Source organism: Chryseobacterium sp. X308, assembly GCF_020733145.1.
Lineage (GTDB): Bacteria > Bacteroidota > Bacteroidia > Flavobacteriales > Weeksellaceae > Chryseobacterium > Chryseobacterium cupriresistens.
In genome coordinates this window covers 149,014-165,973 of record NZ_JAJFZH010000006.1, presented here as the reverse complement: position 1 = coordinate 165,973, position 16,960 = coordinate 149,014, and the positions used below count along the sequence as shown (strand labels likewise).

Here is a 16,960-nt window from a genome sequence, read left to right as displayed (position 1 = left end):
TCGTATACTTTGGCACAGTTTTTATTTGATTATGGGTAAAATTAAACACAAAATTTATATAAAATGGTGGGTTATTATATCATTATTGGTATTTCAATGTTGGTGAGCTGGTGGGTTTCGTCCAGATTGAAATCGAAATTTGAATATTATTCCAATGTACACCTTCGAAATGGCCTTTCAGGCAAAGAAGTAGCGGAAAAGATGTTGAGAGATAACGGGATAAATGATGTTCAGGTAATATCAGTACCCGGGCAGTTGACGGACCACTATAATCCGGCAGATAAAACAGTGAACCTTTCGGAAGGAGTTTATATGCAGAGAAATGCAGCGGCAGCGGCAGTAGCAGCTCACGAGTGCGGACATGCAGTGCAGCATGCGGTAGGATATTCTATGCTGAATTTACGTTCAAAACTGGTTCCTATTGTAAATATAAGTTCTAATCTGATGCAGTTTGTTCTTATTGCGGGTATCGCAGTAATGGCGGCATCAAGAACAATTGAAAACCCAAATGGAAATACGACTGTTCTTGCCATCGGAGTAGCAATGTTTGCAATGACTACTCTTTTTGCTTTTGTAACGCTTCCCGTGGAATATGATGCAAGTAACAGGGCAATGAAGTGGCTTAAAGATACAGGAACTGTAACTGCAGAAGAGTTTGTTGGGGTACAGGACAGCCTGAAATGGGCAGCAAGAACTTACGTGGTGGCAGCCTTAGGCTCCCTGGCACAACTTCTTTACTGGGCATCTTTGCTTCTTGGTGGAAGGAGGGATTAATCATTAAATTCAAATGAAACATATTGCATCTCGGAAAGCTTTTCTGAGATGCTTTCTTTTTGTGCCAGTTTCAGTGAGGCGGTAAGAATACAGTTTTCATTCGCATCGAAGTTCAAAACTTTAGCATCAAATTTTGAAAGCAAGGTGAAAATCGTGTTCTGCTGATTGAAGTTGAACCGGATCTCTACTTCTGTTTCCAGTTCTCTGGTAATGATGCTGGCCTCTTCCAATGTGATCTTTGCCGATTCTTTATAGGTTTTTACCAATCCTGAAACCCCTAATTTGGTTCCCCCGTAATAACGGACAACAATGACAAGTACATTGGTGATTTCATTAGCCAGAAGCTGGTTGTAAATTGGCAAACCTGCACTTCCGGAAGGCTCACCATCATCATTGGCACGGTAATTTTCACCATTCAATCCCATTCTGAAGGCATAGCAGTGATGAGTAGCTTTCGGATGTTCTTCTCTGATCTTTTCCAGCGCACTCTTTAATTCTTTTTCATTGGTTACCGGAAAAGCAAATCCGATGAATTTGCTCCCTTTTTCTTTTAAAAGAGTATTTTCTATGGGTTTTTCTATGGTTTTATATTCAAACGTCATTGGAGGTTCCTGCTTTGTTGATGCAAAAATATTAAATGCTTTACGATTCTGCACCATGATCATAAATTAAGCCGTCAGTTTAGACGGCTTTTCTTTTATTTTTGTTTGAAAAATGAGATCGTATTATCTCTGAAGTTTTCAACTTTAGTAGGTGTATAATTGAATTCAGGGGCTTTTGTACCAATTTCAAGGATAAGATTTTCATTTTTTATCACTATTGCTTCATCCCAGAGACCTGCATTAATAAATTCCTGCAGCGTAAAACGGCCGCCCTCGATAATAACTGACTGTATCTGTTCTTTATACAATACCTCCGTGAGTTCACCCAGAAAATCAGCCTTGTTGATTTTAATGAATTGAATATGTCCTTCAATACCTTCTTTCACAGAATTTAAAACCAATGTTCTTGCTTCATTGTTATAAATATTGAAGCTGGCAGGAACTTTTAAATCAAAATCAATTAAAATCCGGACAGGGTTTACTCCTTCTGCATTTCTTACGGTAAGGCTTGGATTGTCATTTAATGCAGTTTGAGTTCCTACTAAAATGGCATGCTCGTCAGCTCTTAACTGGTGAACAAACTGATTCACTAACGAGTTTGAAACAGCAGTCGGTTTAAAATCTTTATCAAGAAAACCATCACCGGATTCTGCCCATTTTAAAATGATATAGGATCTTTTCTTTTCGTGGTAGGTGAAAAATCTTTTGTTCAGTTCAATGCATTCTTTTTCAAGAATTCCTGATACGGCTTCAATTCCAGCATCCTGAATGATTTTTTTTCCCTTGCCGTTCACTTTGTCATGAGAATCCATAGCACCAATCACCACTTTTTTAAAGCCCAGTTCTTTAATCTTTAAAGCACAAGGCGGTGTCTTGCCATAATGGGCGCACGGTTCGAGAGATACATAGATCGTTGATTCCGGGATCAGATCTTTATTTTTAACGGAATTGATGGCATTGATTTCTGCGTGGTTTTCTCCTGCTTTGTGATGGTATCCTTCGCCAATGATCTCTCCATTGTGTACTATGACACTGCCCACAAGAGGGTTGGGGTAAGTGTTGCCAAGAGCTTTTTGAGCCAGCTCGATACATCTTTTAATATAAAGTTCGTCGTTGTTCATGTTTTATAAAAAGAAAAAGCGAAGACAAATTGCTTTGCTCCGCCTTTATTCATTTTGTTATGTTTTATTCTCCACTGATAATGCTGTGGAGATTTTGTTTTAATGTTTCAAGATGAGCTTTTTTCTCATCAATCGTGTTGTAAGTATCTTTCAACAGAGGGTTTTCTCTCGACGGTTTGTTGAAGAAAGAAAGGTTGTTTTCCAGTTTTACAATTTCTGCCTCAAGATCAGAGATTTGATTTTTGATCTTTCTTGCTTTGTCGGTAAGCTGATTTTCAGATAAACCTTCTTCTTTCAGCTCAAGCTCGTTGATTTTATTTATTTTCAGTTTCTCTCTTAATGTTTTGTTGAATTCAGAGTTGATTGAAATTTTATCTCTCGGAACTTTTCCGATGTTATTCCATGAAGTCTTGATCTGCTCAATTCTTTCGATGCTTCCTTCTTCATTGGAAACTTCTTTCAGTTCATCAAGAAGGGCTTTTTTGTTTTTATAGTTTTCCTTCCAGTTGTCGGTAGAAGTATTGCTCTTCTCTCTGTAATTGTTGAAGAATGCATTACAGGCGTCACGGAATTCATCCCATATTTTATTGGTCATGCTCTTTGGAACGTGGCCGATTTTTTTCCAGTCTTCCTGAAGTTTTTTGAATAACGGAACGGCGATATCCCATTCCTCGTTATTCATATTGTCCTGTGCAGTCTGGATCAGTTTTAATTTTTCTTCAAGATTTGCCTGTTGAGAACCTTTCAACGATTTGTAGTAATTATTTTTCGTTGTATTAAAGCCTCTTAGTGTCGTTTTGAAATCATTCCAGTTTTGATTGGAAAGTTTTCTTGGAACACTTCCTGTTTTTAAGAATTCAGAACGCAGATCTTCCACTCTTTTGATGGCATTCTGCCAGTAGTTGTGGTTGGGTGTTTCCGAAGGTTCAGACAGTTTCTTGATCTCAGCGATGATCTCATTCTTCTTTTCAAGGTTTACAGTCTGTTCTTTTTCAATGGATGCGGAAAGTTCAGACTTCCTTTCGTGAATTTTGTTGGAAATTTCTTTGAATTCCTCCCATGTTTTTTCGCGGAACTCTTCAGCAACAGGCTCTGCTTCTTCTTTCCAGAGTTTATGAAGATATTGAAGCTCGTTTAACGCTTTCTGAATTACAGGCTCATTTTCAAGCTCTTTAGCACGGGCAATGATATGCTCTCTCTTTTCCAGGTTGTGGCTGTATTCCTGTTCCAGAAATTCTTTATTCAGATCCAGCATCTGATAAAACTGATTCAGATGGTGGAAATAATTATTATTAAGAATTTTGAATTCAGACTTGGCAACCTGTCCGGCTTTTGACCAGTCTTCTTTAATCTCGCGAATAGATTTGAAAAGATTGATTCCCGGTTCAGAGCTTGTGTATAGATTTTTAAGTCTTTCGATAATACTTTGGCGGTGGTCCAGATTCTTCTTTTGTTCTTCTTCCTGTCCTTTCTGGTAGTCATCATGTTTTTCCTTGAAGATATTAACCAATGCAGAATATTTTGCCTGAGATGGATGTTCATAGCTGAAGTTTTCAGCAGGATTTCCGGCTTCTACATATTCATGCTTTTTATCTTCCACTTCATCATGGATATAATGACTTGCTTTTTCCTTCAGCTGATTGAATCTTTTGAAATTCTCACCGGCGTTGGGAGTGTTGATGATTTTTTCCATTTCCTTTAAAGCATCGGCAAGGGAAATTTCTTCTTCATGTTCATCCAGGTGTTCTGTATCATCGTCATGGTGGTTTGCATCATGAGAAACCGTGTTTTCTGATGTGTCCTGAGATACTTCGTTAGGATTTTTCTTTTCTTCGTTTTCAGAAAGATTGTTTTCTGTAGTCATAGCAAATCTTTTATGTGAGTGGCGTTAATATCCTTTAAATATAGCTGTAAGGCCAATTAAAGTACTAATTTATGTTATTTTTTTTGAAAATTCCAAATTTCCCAGGCTTTTTCTGCTTGCTGTTCAAGCATATAGTAGCCATTCACGGTTTTTGCTCCATTTTCAGAGGCATTGATGATGAATTGGGTGTAGTTGGGATTGTAAATCAGGTCGATAACCAGATGATCTGAAGAAAGCCCGTCAAAAGGAAAATTAAGACAGTCTTTCACGTTCGGGAAAGTACCTACCGGAGTACACTGAATGATAATTTTATGGTCGGCAACAGTTTCCTGCTCAAGATTGTCAAAATTGATTTCCGTACTTCTGGAAATGGTGACTGAAGGAATATTATGCTTGTCCAAAGCATATTTGACGGCTTTTGCAGCTCCTCCGTTTCCTAAAATCAAGGCTTTATCCTGTGAAGGTTTTCTGTGCAAAAGAAGCGTCTTTTCAAAACCGAATGCATCTGTATTATAGCCGGTTTTTTTACCATCCTGAATAAGAACGCAGTTTACGGCGCCTATTTTCTCCGCTTCATCACTTAATTCATCCAGATAATCTATTATTTTTTCTTTGTAAGGAATCGTTACATTGAAACCTAAAAGGTCCGGAGAAGCAAAAAGCTTTTCTACTTCATTAATTTCGTTCAGATCAAAAATATCGTAGGAGAAGTTCTTCAGCATGAGCTTTTGGAACTTGTTTTCGAAGAATTTTTTAGAAAAAGAATAGGAAATGTTTCGTCCTATCAATCCTAATTTTTTATTGGAATCCATCTATCAAAAGTAAAAAAAAGACCGGATAAATCCAGTCTTTTAATTTGAAATATTTTTTAATAATTAATCTACGATAAATTTAGTAGAGAAATTATCTGTTTTCAGAATGTAAGTTCCTTTAAGCAAACCTTTAAGGCTGATCTTATTTGAATGTCTGAAAGGATTGGCAATCGTTTCAATTAATTTTCCGGAAAGATCATAGATATCAGCTTTTGAAATTTTATTAAGGTTTTCTCCTTTTACAAATAATTCATTATTTCTTATCGGGTTAGGGTAGATGGTAAACGCTGATTTATCATTTTGGTTTTCAGCAGTAGCCAAAGTAGTTCCGAAACATGTCCAGCTTAGGTCATCCAGAGCCACTCTGTTGGTAAGAGAAGAATTGGTCAGTTTAATGACAGCATTTCCGCTTACATTTATATTATTAATGGTAGTTGTAGTAACAACATTACTGTAAGGAATAGTTCCTACATTGACGTCGTTTACAAGAACATTGAAGTATCCTGCGCTTCCGGAGAATTTCAATTGAGTTGTTAATGTTAAACTCTGAACTCCACCTGAGAAAGTTGAACTTGTTAAAGTTCCATTTTTTATGGTAATAGCTTTATTATTGATGGTCTGGTCAACTCTTGCGTCTGTAGCAGTCCATGAAATTCCATTGTTGGTCCAGTTTACTGTCATGTATGTATTTACAGGGCCGGTGATCATTTCAAAATTTTCAGTTCCGCAGCTTCCTCCTCCGGCAGGTGTATCAAGAGTGGTTTCTGTAGCGGTTGTGCTTTGTGGAGAAGAGTTTGAGAAAGCATCTTTAGCAATGATATAGAATGTATATTGAGTAAGCGGAGATAATCCTGAAACAATAGTAGATGTAGTTGTCCCTGAAACAGTAGCTTTTAATGTTCCGTTGGCGTAAATCTGGTAAGATGTTACTCCCACATTATCTGTTGCAGCTGTCCAGCTTAAAGCAATAGAGTTTGAAGTTGGATTGCTGGCAACAAGGTTGGTTGCTGCTGTAGGGGCCTGGCTGTCAATAACCGGAGCTCCCCAGATCTGGGTAACATATTCAGGGTGATCAATGAAAGGGTTTCTGTTTCCCTGATAAGTATAAGAAGCATTGTTTCTGGCAATTTCTTCCGGCGATACCGGATCCATTGCATTCCACGCTAAATACTGATTAAGTGCCCAGGGCTGTAATCCCGGAAATGCTGTGTTGCCAAGCATATCACCGGAAGTGAAGTTAGGAAGTTTATCCTCATATCTTGTTACAAAATAAAGAATCATTCTTGCGATGTCTCCTTTGAAAGCATCAATGGGTTCAAATACGGTACCTGCATATCCTGCAGATACAGATGTACCTAGTTTTGATCCGTTTTTAGAGGTGAAAGAAGGGGTTCCTACAATTCCGAAAGGATAGTTGGATCTCATTCCGTTTACTTTTCCGTCTGTAGCACGGATAAAATGAATGTCAGCGACCATTGGGGAAGCATTGTTGAACAAACTTTGAGGAACAACGTGCTCTCTGTTGTAGCAGTCACCTTCATTAGAATATCCGGCAGATCCGCACTGACTGGTTCCCAGGGTGAAATTATACTGATCCGCTCCATTGGGGTTTTCAGAATAAATATCCAGAATTGTTCCGTCATTTTCATAAAAGTAATCACGATCAGTAGTGGCATAGCCAGTCCATAAACCTCCATAGCCATTGTCTATATGTCCGTTGCTGATAATGGTTTTCAGAGCTGTTTTCAGAGCTGCACCTGTTAAGGTTGGCGATTGATTGTAATATCCTGCCGGAGCCTGTGCCAAAGCGCTCATAAATGCAACGCTTAAAAGAAAAAAAGATAAAATTTGTTTCATTTTTTAAAATTGGGGCGTAAAGGTACGAAAAAATGAAACCCAAGTATATTAATTGTGTGTAATATATAAACTTAAAATATTAGCTTTTAGTAATATATTCTTTGCTGATTTTTGAAAAGAACCATGAAATAGTGATTCCAAATAAGGAAGCCGTAAGGGCTACAATAAGATAGTTCTTTCCAACAATTTTTACCGGGAATGGCAGAACCTCATTGGCTCTGAAGAATTCTGTGTAAAGCTGGAAATAGCAAAGTGCTGTTCCAAAAATTAATCCGGTAATTACTCCGGAAATAACGATCAGTAGTCCGGTGTAGAAATAGGTCATTCTTAAATGGCTTAAAGGGAAGCCGAGTGATATCAATGATTTTGCCTGCTCTTTTTTATCAAGCTGAAGGATGATAATGGCTCCGGCAAGATTAAAGGTGGTAATAAAGATGACCAATGCAAAGATCAGGTAAATAAAAAGCTTTTCAGTGTTGATCATTTTCCAGAAAGCAGCATTTTCTTCTTCCTTGGTTTTGATCTCAATATTTTTTCCGAGTGAAGAAAGCAGACTTTGTTTTACTGCATCTGCATTTTCCGGATTTTTCAATTTAATAACAATCTGGTATGCCGAATTTTTAGGAAGACTGAGTAATTCTTCCGTAAGCTCAATAGGAGAAACGATATAATTGTCCAGCTGGTCTTTTCCGGGGAAAACACCCGTTACCAGAATATCTCGTTTATTATAGATGTCTTCTTCCTTGGTGATAATCCCTGTTCCCGGTTTGGGCATGAAGACTGTTGCATAATGATTGGAAGAATCTACAGGAATTGATAGTCTGTTATCCAGACTGTTCTCCATCAATACCTCATTCGAGTATCTGAAACTTGGATACGTTCCGTAGAATACTTCTTTATTGATAGGATTTACCTTCACATAGGCAGAATCTACACCTCTTAAGTAAGCAATATCGCCCTTTCCGTTGAAGCTGATGTATACTTTTTCTTCAATAACACGGGAGAAACTGCTGATTTCTTTGTTGCTGATGAGAGTTTTTGTGACATTATCCAGATTTTTAATTGTTTTTCCGGAAGTGCTTTTTAAAGTAAGATCAGCATGAAGATTGGAAATAAGGTCTTTATTCAGGTCTTCAAGTCCTGAAAATACCGAAATAATGACGAACATTGCAGCCACAGCAACCGTCATGGCACCCACGGCCAGCCACGTAATGAACGTAACGGCAGTACTTCCTTTTTTAGCCAAAAGGTATCTGGATGCTATGTAAAATGCAATATTCTTCAAGATCTATAAAACAGGATTGTCGCCTTCGCCTCTTAATTCTCTTTCCAGTCTTTCAACATCATCAAGAGCGGTATCTAGGTAAAAGTTAAGTTGTGGAATAATACGCACCTGTTTTGCCATTTTCTGGCCAATAAAGTTTCTGTATTGAGGTTTGTTTTCTTCAATCTCCTTCATCACAGCGGTACGGAATTCCTGTGGAAAAATGCTTAAATAAATCTTGGCAATTCCTAAGTCGGCAGTTACTTTTACATCTGAAACAGATACCAATATGCTCTGTTTGCTTTCTGCAGCCTGTTTGCGGAAAAGTTCCGCGAAGTCTTCCTGAATGATCTGTGCTACTTTTCTTTGTCTGTTACTTTCCATAATTTCTGCAAATTTAGTACTTTTGTTTGAATTGATACTTTGAAATTCAACTGTAGTATCAAATTTACGATTAATTATATTGATTACTATTTATGAAGCTAGAACATATTGGTATTGCCGTAAAGTCTTTAGGTGTTTCTGATGAACTTTTTACAAAACTATTAGGAAAAGAATCCTATAAAAAAGAAACAGTGGAAAGAGAAGGCGTGGTAACTTCTTTTTACGAAACAGGAGAAAGTAAAATTGAACTTCTGGAAGCCAGTAATCCTGAAAGTCCGATCTCTAAATTTATTGATAAAAAGGGAGAAGGCATCCATCATCTCGCATTTGGGGTTGAAAATATCCTTGAGGAAGTAAAAAGATTAAAAAAAGAAGGATTTCAGTTTATCTCTGAAGAACCGAAAGAAGGTGCTGATAACAAATTAGTTGTATTCCTTCATCCGAAGTCTACCAACGGCGTGCTGGTAGAACTTTGCCAAGAAAAGCAATAAAAAATTTTGTAGTGAAAGAAATTTTACTATTTTTGCAAACACAAAATTTAACCAAGTTTTGAGGTCCTATAGCTCAGTTGGTTAGAGCACCTGACTCATAATCAGGTGGTCCCTGGTTCGAGCCCAGGTGGGACCACAGAAAAACAACCGCTTACGTACGTGAGCGGTTGTTTATTTTTTACAAAATTCAAATTTATTTTTTCAGAGAATGGGTTCTGTTTGTTTTATAAAGACGGAATAAGTGATCATAAACCACCATCTCGAATAATCTTTGATGGGAGATAAACAATCGGTTAATATGCATATGAAAAACACTTTTAAAGAAATCTTTTGGTTTTATTTTTAATACATTGTCATTTTCTAATTTTGAAAGTTCTTCAGGCTTAAATGCAATTTCAGTGATATTACTTTTTATTAAATTTCTGATTTCTTCATATTCCTCAGAGGTAATAAATTCAAAGTAATGAGGATAAAACTCATTATACTTTTTCTTTAACTGATTATTTAAGTTCTTATCTGCATTGAATTCTGATTTGAAAGCATTTTCAGAACGCTTTGCAAACTCTATTTTCTCTTCAGGAGATAGGTTGAATGCTGATAAAATTTGATCTATATAAAATAAAGAAGTAATGATCTTTTCTTCATCACTGTATTCCAGGAAATTCAAAATCAATTGGCTGCTTTTAAAAAAAAGGTCTTCCGCATATTCTATTGTGTTTTCACCATAACGTTCAAGTTCTCTTGAGTAGGTATCCATAATGATAGAAGCGACTTCTCCCGATTCCAGATAGTCCTTAAATAAGGAATTGATCATTCCCAGGATAATACTATAGGCAGTTATATTTTTAAGGTTTAATCTTATTCTCAGGTGGGGTTTAGGATCGTTATATCGTATAAAAAACCATTGATCAATAAGGTTTTGAATTTGTAATTGTTCAACTAATGGTTCTATAACTTCCTGTAAAATAGTATCTGAAGTTTTGATGCCGGTGTAAACTTTGAAATAAAGCCATTCACTTCCCGGATGAAATTTTCTGGTTATCATCTTATTTATAGATCTTTATAAAGAGAAAAAACGAATTGATGAACATAATCTGACTGATCATTATACAGGAACTCCTCAATAAAAATTAGTTTCTCAGTTTTTACGGATGATAAAAACATTTGAATTAAATCGTAATTTTTCAGATTGACCGCCAGTGTATTATCTCCTTTTACCCACTGTATCCATTGTGGAATTTGTTTTAATTTTCTCCACTCTTCAATATTTTGAAACAGAAGATCTCTTTTACCAGATTGAAGAATGGAATCAAAATAATGAATTTGTTCAGGATCAATTTTCCACTGTGCTTTAGACAAAATGATATTTTGATATTCAACTCTTGGCAGGAAGTCATAGATTTGGGATAAACCACCCCAGCTAAATGATAAATAAGGTTTTACATTCTGATTATTATAATCGCATAAAAAATGGTAGACAGGTAAAGAGTTGTTTAAATAATTATGGGCATTCGTAAGATGAGGAATAATTTCTTTATTGTGCTTCTTTGACCTTAGGAATAACTGGTTATTCTTTATGGACAGGTACAAGTCTTCCACAAAAATTTGATTGTCTTTTTCTAATGCAGAGCTCGCCAGATAAGGAATTTCATATTCTCTTATAGAAGGTCTTCTGATCACATTTCCAATTCTGGATTCGGGTAAGTGTACAATTTCTGCTAAAATTTTGTCTGGATTAAGTTCCTGTTCTTTTTCAGCAATGGCTTTCACCAAATCTTTTATAGATGATTTTTCTGAACAGAATCTGCCCAATAATTTTCCGGCATTTCCACCGGCAGATTTTAAAAATAATTTTTCCTGCTGATTTTCTGAAATGATTTCGGTCATAACGGACAATGTATCTGGCAGTTGATTCCACTGTTCCTCAAAACCATTAAAATCATCATCAGTTAAATGTATTACATGATCTTTATTCCAATAAGCTTTTTGTAATTTCCGATTGAGAATAATTTGTACCGGATTAAGATTTACCTGAATTTCTTTTTTCTGATTAGAATAGGGCAGGATTAAATCTTCAATATAAGGATGAACGCCTTTGGCCGGAATATCTTGTAAATAGCCAATTCCTATTTCCGGATCTAAAGCATAAGATAATGGAACTTCTTCATTGTCAAATCTTTCATAAAAGGCTTTTTTGAATTTTTCTAAAGCAGATTCTTTGTAAGGAACAGCAATTTTATTCAGAAAAGAGATTCCTTTCTTCAGTTCTTTTTTCCATTGATAGGATAAATTTGTTTCATCTTCAAAATAAAGATCTGTCTGAAAAAGATATTTCTTTTCATATTGTACATTCAGCTTTTTGATGAGTTCTTCAATTTCAGAATATGCTTCTGCCGTATTTCCAAAATGTAAATCAAGTTCACTGATCTTGTTTTTAATAGCCACCAAAATATCTTTTTCCTGATGTCTGCCAATGTTGTTTAGCATGTAAATTAATCGTTCCAGAAAATCTCCTCCCGAAACTGTTGGATTAATTTCACTTATCAAAACCTGATTTCCGATAAGCTCATCAATAAATTCCCGGGCTTCTTCAAAAGATATATCTTCATGAACAAGAGAGCTGGCAAGCTGGTCAATTGTTTTACCCGTTTCTGAAAACTGTAGTATAAGTTCTAACTCTTTGGAAATGGGAGCGGAAGAAATGATGTAATCTCTTTTTCCTCCTGTATTTTCATATTCTACAAAGCGAATTTTATTTCCAACCTTATGAATACTGTTGTTAGGAAAAAAAGAGATACTGTTTTTAATGGACGGAATTAAAAGAAGTTGCTCTGATAGCGCTACTAAAAAATGCATATCCAGCTTTGTATCTCTTACTTTTGTAGGCTCTGAGAATATCGGAAATAGAGTCTCTTTTTCAAATTTTCCTATACTAACTCCTGAAAATAAACCAAATGGGGTACAGCGGGTACTTGAGCGGTTATAATATTTTAATAATGAAATCTTTGTTTTTTCATTTGGCAAATTAGATGTTGTATGTTCACGATCCGTCAATTTCTCTATCTCATCATATAAGGAAAGAGAAGCTAAATAAATAGCTTCTCTAAAAATTGTATGGTTGCAATATTTTTCTAAAGATCCCTTGGCGATGTTTTCACCAGAGAAATTATCCTGAAATTCTTTGTATGAAAAAAGAGGTGATCTGACAACAAATGTATCAAAAAACTGAAATGGAAAACGTGGCATTAATTAAATGAAATAGGGATTTCTATAAAGCTGTTATTGTAAAATTTTATTTCCATAGGAACTGCAGCATCCTTGATGGTTTCTTCACTTACATCTTTTCCTGTTCCATAGTTGATCTGCATAAGCGGATTTTTTATAGCTCCTAATACTAAAACCAGTTTACTTCCTTTTTCCATTTTTTTACTTACAAATTCATTGTTGGTAACAGTTATACTTGTTTCTTTGTTCTCACGCAGCAATTTTCTTTTCTCTGAGCTTTTAGCATAGCTTGCTCTTCCATAATAGGTGGATAACAGAAAATATTTACCTTCTTTGGTCTTTTCATAAAGTTTCATATATACATCAACATCCTTTTTATTGACAGATAATTTCAGATTACCCACAAAGTTTCCTGTAAATTCCACCGGTTTTTCAAATGGCTCTGATGAAAATACAACGGCGTCCGGACTGTAAATTTTACTATCCAGCACGTTATCTTTTTGCTTAAAAAGCTCATCTGCATTGGTACGGTCTTTTAAATCTACCGTAAGCGGTGTGAAGTCTTTATCTCTATCTTTTGCTGGAGAAAGCTGATGTTGGTTTGTGATATAGAATTTTAATTTATTTTTATCAAAATTATCAATGCTTGAGGTACTTTTCCATTCATTGGTTCCCATTACCTGATAATTAATTTTATCTTTTAAGAAAGCTGGTTTTAATTTACCCTTCAGAATATAATCAAACCATTCCATTGTTATATTTGCGATATCCATATTGGCTTCAGAATCAATAGTATATCCTTTTAGATTGTTTTTGATATACCCCTGAGCTCCCGAATGATCATAGGGCCCGATAATCAAATAATGATTAGCGTTTTTGTTGTATTTATAGTGATTTCTGAAATAGTATAACGCTCCCAGCTGATCAGAATCATAATATCCCGTAATGGTTAAAACCGGGATGTTGATATTAGAATATTCCTTTTTGTAGGGAATCATTTTCTGCCAATAGCTGTCAAATGCCGGATGCTTTAACCAGCGCTGAAATATGATATTTTTTTTACCGGCAATAGAATCCAACTTGTTAAATGCCTCACCACCTTCATACCATTTTTTAAAAACAGAATTCCATTGATCTTCATCTTTAAAACCTGCATCAAGCATTTTATTGTTGGTAACATAGTTAATCCAACGAAGAGAATAGGAAGCAAAGATGTTATTATTCATGGGGAAATCTACTACGCCAATTCCTACAGATGCCTGTGGAATAATAGTTTTTAGAGCCGGATGAATATTTTTAGCGGCTGCCCATTGGCTGAATCCCAGATAACTGCCTCCGATCATTCCTACTTTGCCATTGCTCCATGGCTGTTTTATCACCCAGTCTATAACCTTATTTATATCTTCCTGCTCATGCTCAAAAGGTTCTATGGCAGCGTTACTCGTATATTTTCCTCTGGGATATATGTAAACAGAATGATAACCATAGCTTGCCTGTACTTTTTGATCATTCGCATCTTCTGCATCAGGATAGATGGAATTGACCAGGATGGTAGATTCCGGACTAGCTATTTTTTTATTTAAAACAACCCTTATACTAATTTCATTATTGATTAATAAACTGTCTTTTACCTCAAAGTTCCTGGAGTCGAGTTCTTTTAAATAATTTTTAGCAATATCAAATGTAGGTCCTGTTATATATGAGTTATAACTTCTGCATAGTTGTAAAGCTTTTTTCAGATCTACGCTGTCTTTTTTCTCAAAATCATTTTTAAGAGTAGCCAGAATTTCTTTTTTTGTTTTCTCGGTATCACCATTGAAATAGCGGGGAAGTATGATCTGTGTTTTTATAGGCAGACTTTCATATTTTTTGAGAAATTCTTCTTTATATTTTTCCTGAAAATTTTTGTGCGAATCTTTATTTTTTTGAGCATTTATGTAAATTTCATACTGTGTTCCCATAGCATATGAAATAATGGGATTACTTTTTCTGTAAACACTGCGTACTGAATCAAGCTGACTTAAAGCAATATCATAGTTTTGTGCTGCCATACTTACTCTAAAAAGATTATCATACTTTACCGCCTTGTCTTTTTCTTTATAATTCTTTTGTATTTCAGAATTCAAATAAAAAATCAAAGGCTGCAGTTTTTCAATATTGTAGTCATTAAAATGTTTAATACTTATTTTCTGAGAAAAAATAATAGTACATGATAAAAAGAAAGGTACAATTAGTATGTATTTCATAGAATGAAAAATCAGTAATTTTTTCCAAAATTACTGATAAAATGTTGAAGTAGTTATTAAATTTTTAGTTTGTTCCTGTTTGGATATCGATCGTATCAAGTGTTTTATTTACAACTGTGTCGTTCGCTCCATTGTCTCCTGCAAAACCTGGGTTGTCTATACCTAAACCTCCCCTTATGGAATTCAGTCCACGTGTTATTTTAGACATTTGAAGTTTGTTTAAAGATAATTTTTTTTCTGTTTTCTTAAGCTTTTTCACTAGTAAAAATGATTTAAAATTGATTTAATAAATTGATGTGCAAATAAAGTTCTAATCTTGCTAAGAACGAAAATATACATGCCGAAATTGATAAATTTCGATAAGATCAGGTGGTAACGTATTGTTAATTAATGTGTTGTTGTTTTGGTTTAGTTGAGTGCTTTTATGTAGTAAGAAGGAAGAGTCCCCGTTATTTTTTTGAAAGCATTCGTAAAAGATTCAGCGTTGTTGTAGCCTATATCATTTGCAATTGCAGCAATGGTATGTTTTCTTATTTTCTCGTTAGATTTTAATTCTTCGACGATATAATTAATTCTAAGTTCGTTCAGATATTGTGAAAAGTTTTTACCCTTTAATTCATTCACGAGCTTAGAAAGATAGTCTCTGTTGGTGTCAAACTCTTTTGAAAGAGAGTCTAATGTAATATTCTTCGCAAGGAAGCTATTTGTCTTCTCAAATTCCTCAATTTTGTCAATTAATATTTTAAATTTTGAGTTGGTAGAGAGATCATTCTTGGTCGTCTTTTCTTTTCTTTCAATAGAAGCAGAGGGAGCTGTGTTACTTTCTGGTTTAATTTCCTCTATAAATACATGAGCAGGAACTATTACAGGTTTTTCTAACAGTATTTTAGCCTGTTTTTCATATTCTTTTATCTTTTTCCTGTTTTTTCGGATAATAAATATGAAAAGTAAAGTAATAAATAACAGAGAAACTATTAACCATATATTCTGATGGTTCAGTTTATCAATTATATTTAATTTTTCTTTCATAAGTAAAGGGGTATCATACTTTTTCAGAATTTCTTTTGAAAGATTTTTTCGGTTCACAGCTATTATACTATCACTATACATCAGGTTGTCAATGTACTTTAGCTGATTTTTGAGGTCTCCTTTCTTTTTATAAAAATCAATTAGAATTTCATATCCATCTCTTTTTATGGCCTCGAAGCCGTTAAAATTGAAGGAAATAGAATCTGCTTTTTTAAAATACTCTACAGCCTCTTCTTCTTTGTGATTTTCATATTTTATTTTTCCAAGATAATAGTATAAAATACCTAAATTAATATAGTCTTTACTATTAATTAATCCTTTTTCAATGTTGGATAAAATGACATAAGATGACGAAAAATCCTTTAAATAAAAAAGGCTGATTCCTTTTATCATAAGCAGATAATTGTAATTGGAGTAATCATTATACTTTTTACATTCTGCCAATCCGAGATCTGCAAACCGGATACTTTTTTTATAATCCTTGCATTTTGTATAGATGTTAGCTAAGGAAAAAATGGACGAAATATAGTTTTTAGCATCGAGGTTTGTATTTTTAACTTTATCCTTTTCATAATTGTAATATTTTATAAAAAGTGGCAAAGCCTCCTCGTACTCCTCTGTCGCAGTTTTTAATATAGCAATAAGCTTGCTTACATAATAAAATTGTTCCTTGTTTTCAGCCTTATTCAAATTGATAGCAACAGTATATTCATCTAAAGCTTCTTTGTATTTCCCTTCATTGTTGAATAAAATACCCTTTAATATATAAGATTTTGCCGGGTAATCGTAGTTATTAACGTTTTTTGAGGCAGAGATGAGTGAATCTGCAAAGGGATGCCCGTTTTCATTCTTCAGATTTTTTACCCGTGCTATATTATAATATCCATCAAACAGGATGTCCCTATTATTTTCTTTCTTTCCTTTTAATAGAATGTAATTGGCTAGAAGCTCAGCTTTATCGTTGTCAACCTGGAATACTTTATTGTAAGCATCATTAATATACTTATAACTTTTATTCTTTAACGAGTCTGGAATGTTTAGTCCCTTTATGCTTTGAGAAAAGAAAAAAACAGGGAAAACAGTTAAAATAATTAAATGAAACTTCTTCATATTTCTAAATACACTGCAAATTTATGAATTATCATCGGATTTTTATCATGGAAGTATAAGAGGTTGTTTATCAGTTGTGTATTGATCTCTTTGAATCGTGAATTTGTAAATTTTTGGAAAAAGATATACCGATATTGATCAATCTCGGATTACTAATCTTGTAAACCTTAGGTATAATCAT

Annotated in this window: 14 protein-coding genes and 1 tRNA gene; 3 read left to right on the top strand and 12 right to left on the bottom strand. The window is 34.7% G+C overall.

Features of this window, described 5'->3' with window-relative positions; translation table 11 throughout:
- Positions 1–63: 63 nt before the first annotated feature.
- The gene (locus tag LIV57_RS09210; protein ID WP_171006330.1) at positions 64–774 is read left to right on the top strand and encodes a zinc metallopeptidase; all 711 of its coding nucleotides are present in this window, start codon (positions 64–66) and stop codon (positions 772–774) included.
- On the opposite strand, the gene LIV57_RS09205 is transcribed toward LIV57_RS09210, so the two are convergent.
- From LIV57_RS09205 to rbfA, 7 genes are all read right to left on the bottom strand, one after another.
- Positions 771–1,376 carry an IMPACT family protein gene (locus tag LIV57_RS09205; protein WP_227942420.1) on the bottom strand — a complete coding sequence of 202 codons (606 nt, stop codon included), beginning with the start codon at positions 1,374–1,376 and terminating at the stop codon, positions 771–773. The two genes, LIV57_RS09210 and LIV57_RS09205, sit on opposite strands and share 4 nt — an antisense overlap.
- A 95-nt stretch (positions 1,377–1,471) precedes the next feature.
- Positions 1,472–2,497, bottom strand: a complete 1,026-nt coding sequence (gene ribD / locus LIV57_RS09200) for a bifunctional diaminohydroxyphosphoribosylaminopyrimidine deaminase/5-amino-6-(5-phosphoribosylamino)uracil reductase RibD (protein ID WP_227942369.1) — start codon at positions 2,495–2,497, stop codon at positions 1,472–1,474.
- A 64-nt stretch (positions 2,498–2,561) separates the two neighbouring features.
- A complete protein-coding gene (locus tag LIV57_RS09195; protein ID WP_227942368.1) occupies positions 2,562–4,361 on the bottom strand; it encodes a DUF349 domain-containing protein in 1,800 nt (599 codons plus the stop codon).
- A gap of 74 nt (positions 4,362–4,435) precedes the next feature.
- A complete protein-coding gene (locus LIV57_RS09190; protein WP_227942367.1) occupies positions 4,436–5,173 on the bottom strand; it encodes a shikimate dehydrogenase family protein in 738 nt (245 codons plus the stop codon).
- A gap of 63 nt (positions 5,174–5,236) precedes the next feature.
- Entirely contained in the window at positions 5,237–7,030 is a 1,794-nt protein-coding gene (locus LIV57_RS09185; protein WP_227942366.1) for an endonuclease, read from the bottom strand.
- A 79-nt stretch (positions 7,031–7,109) separates the two neighbouring features.
- Positions 7,110–8,315, bottom strand: a complete 1,206-nt coding sequence (locus LIV57_RS09180) for an ABC transporter permease (RefSeq protein WP_227942365.1) — start codon at positions 8,313–8,315, stop codon at positions 7,110–7,112.
- A 3-nt stretch (positions 8,316–8,318) separates the two neighbouring features.
- Positions 8,319–8,678 (bottom strand): 30S ribosome-binding factor RbfA, encoded by a 360-nt coding sequence (gene rbfA, locus LIV57_RS09175; RefSeq protein WP_002983518.1) that lies wholly within the window; start codon positions 8,676–8,678, stop codon positions 8,319–8,321.
- A 92-nt stretch (positions 8,679–8,770) separates the two neighbouring features.
- Between rbfA and mce the strand changes: the two genes are divergently transcribed.
- Both mce and LIV57_RS09165 read left to right on the top strand, forming a co-directional pair.
- Positions 8,771–9,169 carry a methylmalonyl-CoA epimerase gene (gene mce, locus LIV57_RS09170; protein WP_137905486.1) on the top strand — a complete coding sequence of 133 codons (399 nt, stop codon included), beginning with the start codon at positions 8,771–8,773 and terminating at the stop codon, positions 9,167–9,169.
- Between the two features lie 62 nt (positions 9,170–9,231).
- Positions 9,232–9,305: transfer RNA gene (locus LIV57_RS09165), tRNA-Ile, on the top strand.
- A gap of 57 nt (positions 9,306–9,362) precedes the next feature.
- Here LIV57_RS09165 and LIV57_RS09160 read toward each other — a convergent pair.
- The 5 genes from LIV57_RS09160 to LIV57_RS09140 all read right to left on the bottom strand — a co-directional run bounded on the left by LIV57_RS09160 (position 9,363) and on the right by LIV57_RS09140 (position 16,779).
- On the bottom strand, positions 9,363–10,214 hold the full coding sequence (locus LIV57_RS09160; RefSeq protein WP_227942364.1) for a thiopeptide-type bacteriocin biosynthesis protein: 852 nt from the start codon (positions 10,212–10,214) through the stop codon (positions 9,363–9,365).
- A gap of 5 nt (positions 10,215–10,219) precedes the next feature.
- Positions 10,220–12,415, bottom strand: a complete 2,196-nt coding sequence (locus tag LIV57_RS09155) for a lantibiotic dehydratase family protein (RefSeq protein WP_227942363.1) — start codon at positions 12,413–12,415, stop codon at positions 10,220–10,222.
- Complete coding sequence (locus LIV57_RS09150; RefSeq protein WP_227942362.1) at positions 12,415–14,640, bottom strand: CocE/NonD family hydrolase; 2,226 nt, start codon at positions 14,638–14,640, stop codon at positions 12,415–12,417. The genes LIV57_RS09155 and LIV57_RS09150 overlap by 1 nt, the downstream gene beginning before the upstream one ends.
- Before the next feature lie 64 nt (positions 14,641–14,704).
- A complete protein-coding gene (locus LIV57_RS09145; RefSeq protein WP_227942361.1) occupies positions 14,705–14,848 on the bottom strand; it encodes a hypothetical protein in 144 nt (47 codons plus the stop codon).
- A gap of 200 nt (positions 14,849–15,048) precedes the next feature.
- Complete coding sequence (locus tag LIV57_RS09140) at positions 15,049–16,779, bottom strand: helix-turn-helix domain-containing protein (protein ID WP_227942360.1); 1,731 nt, start codon at positions 16,777–16,779, stop codon at positions 15,049–15,051.
- Between the last annotated feature and the right edge of the window lie 181 nt (positions 16,780–16,960).

Excerpts from the sequence above, each read along its gene's own strand:
- LIV57_RS09210 (WP_171006330.1), top strand. The coding sequence starts at position 64 with ATGGTGGGTTATTATATCATTATTGGTATTTCAATGTTGGTGAGCTGG.
- LIV57_RS09205 (WP_227942420.1), bottom strand. The coding sequence starts at position 1,376 with ATGACGTTTGAATATAAAACCATAGAAAAACCCATAGAAAATACTCTT.
- ribD (WP_227942369.1), bottom strand. The coding sequence starts at position 2,497 with ATGAACAACGACGAACTTTATATTAAAAGATGTATCGAGCTGGCTCAA.
- LIV57_RS09195 (WP_227942368.1), bottom strand. The coding sequence starts at position 4,361 with ATGACTACAGAAAACAATCTTTCTGAAAACGAAGAAAAGAAAAATCCT.
- LIV57_RS09190 (WP_227942367.1), bottom strand. The coding sequence starts at position 5,173 with ATGGATTCCAATAAAAAATTAGGATTGATAGGACGAAACATTTCCTAT.
- LIV57_RS09185 (WP_227942366.1), bottom strand. The coding sequence starts at position 7,030 with ATGAAACAAATTTTATCTTTTTTTCTTTTAAGCGTTGCATTTATGAGC.
- rbfA (WP_002983518.1), bottom strand. The coding sequence starts at position 8,678 with ATGGAAAGTAACAGACAAAGAAAAGTAGCACAGATCATTCAGGAAGAC.
- mce (WP_137905486.1), top strand. The coding sequence starts at position 8,771 with ATGAAGCTAGAACATATTGGTATTGCCGTAAAGTCTTTAGGTGTTTCT.
- LIV57_RS09160 (WP_227942364.1), bottom strand. The coding sequence starts at position 10,214 with ATGATAACCAGAAAATTTCATCCGGGAAGTGAATGGCTTTATTTCAAA.
- LIV57_RS09155 (WP_227942363.1), bottom strand. The coding sequence starts at position 12,415 with ATGCCACGTTTTCCATTTCAGTTTTTTGATACATTTGTTGTCAGATCA.
- LIV57_RS09150 (WP_227942362.1), bottom strand. The coding sequence starts at position 14,640 with ATGAAATACATACTAATTGTACCTTTCTTTTTATCATGTACTATTATT.
- LIV57_RS09145 (WP_227942361.1), bottom strand. The coding sequence starts at position 14,848 with ATGTCTAAAATAACACGTGGACTGAATTCCATAAGGGGAGGTTTAGGT.
- LIV57_RS09140 (WP_227942360.1), bottom strand. The coding sequence starts at position 16,779 with ATGAAGAAGTTTCATTTAATTATTTTAACTGTTTTCCCTGTTTTTTTC.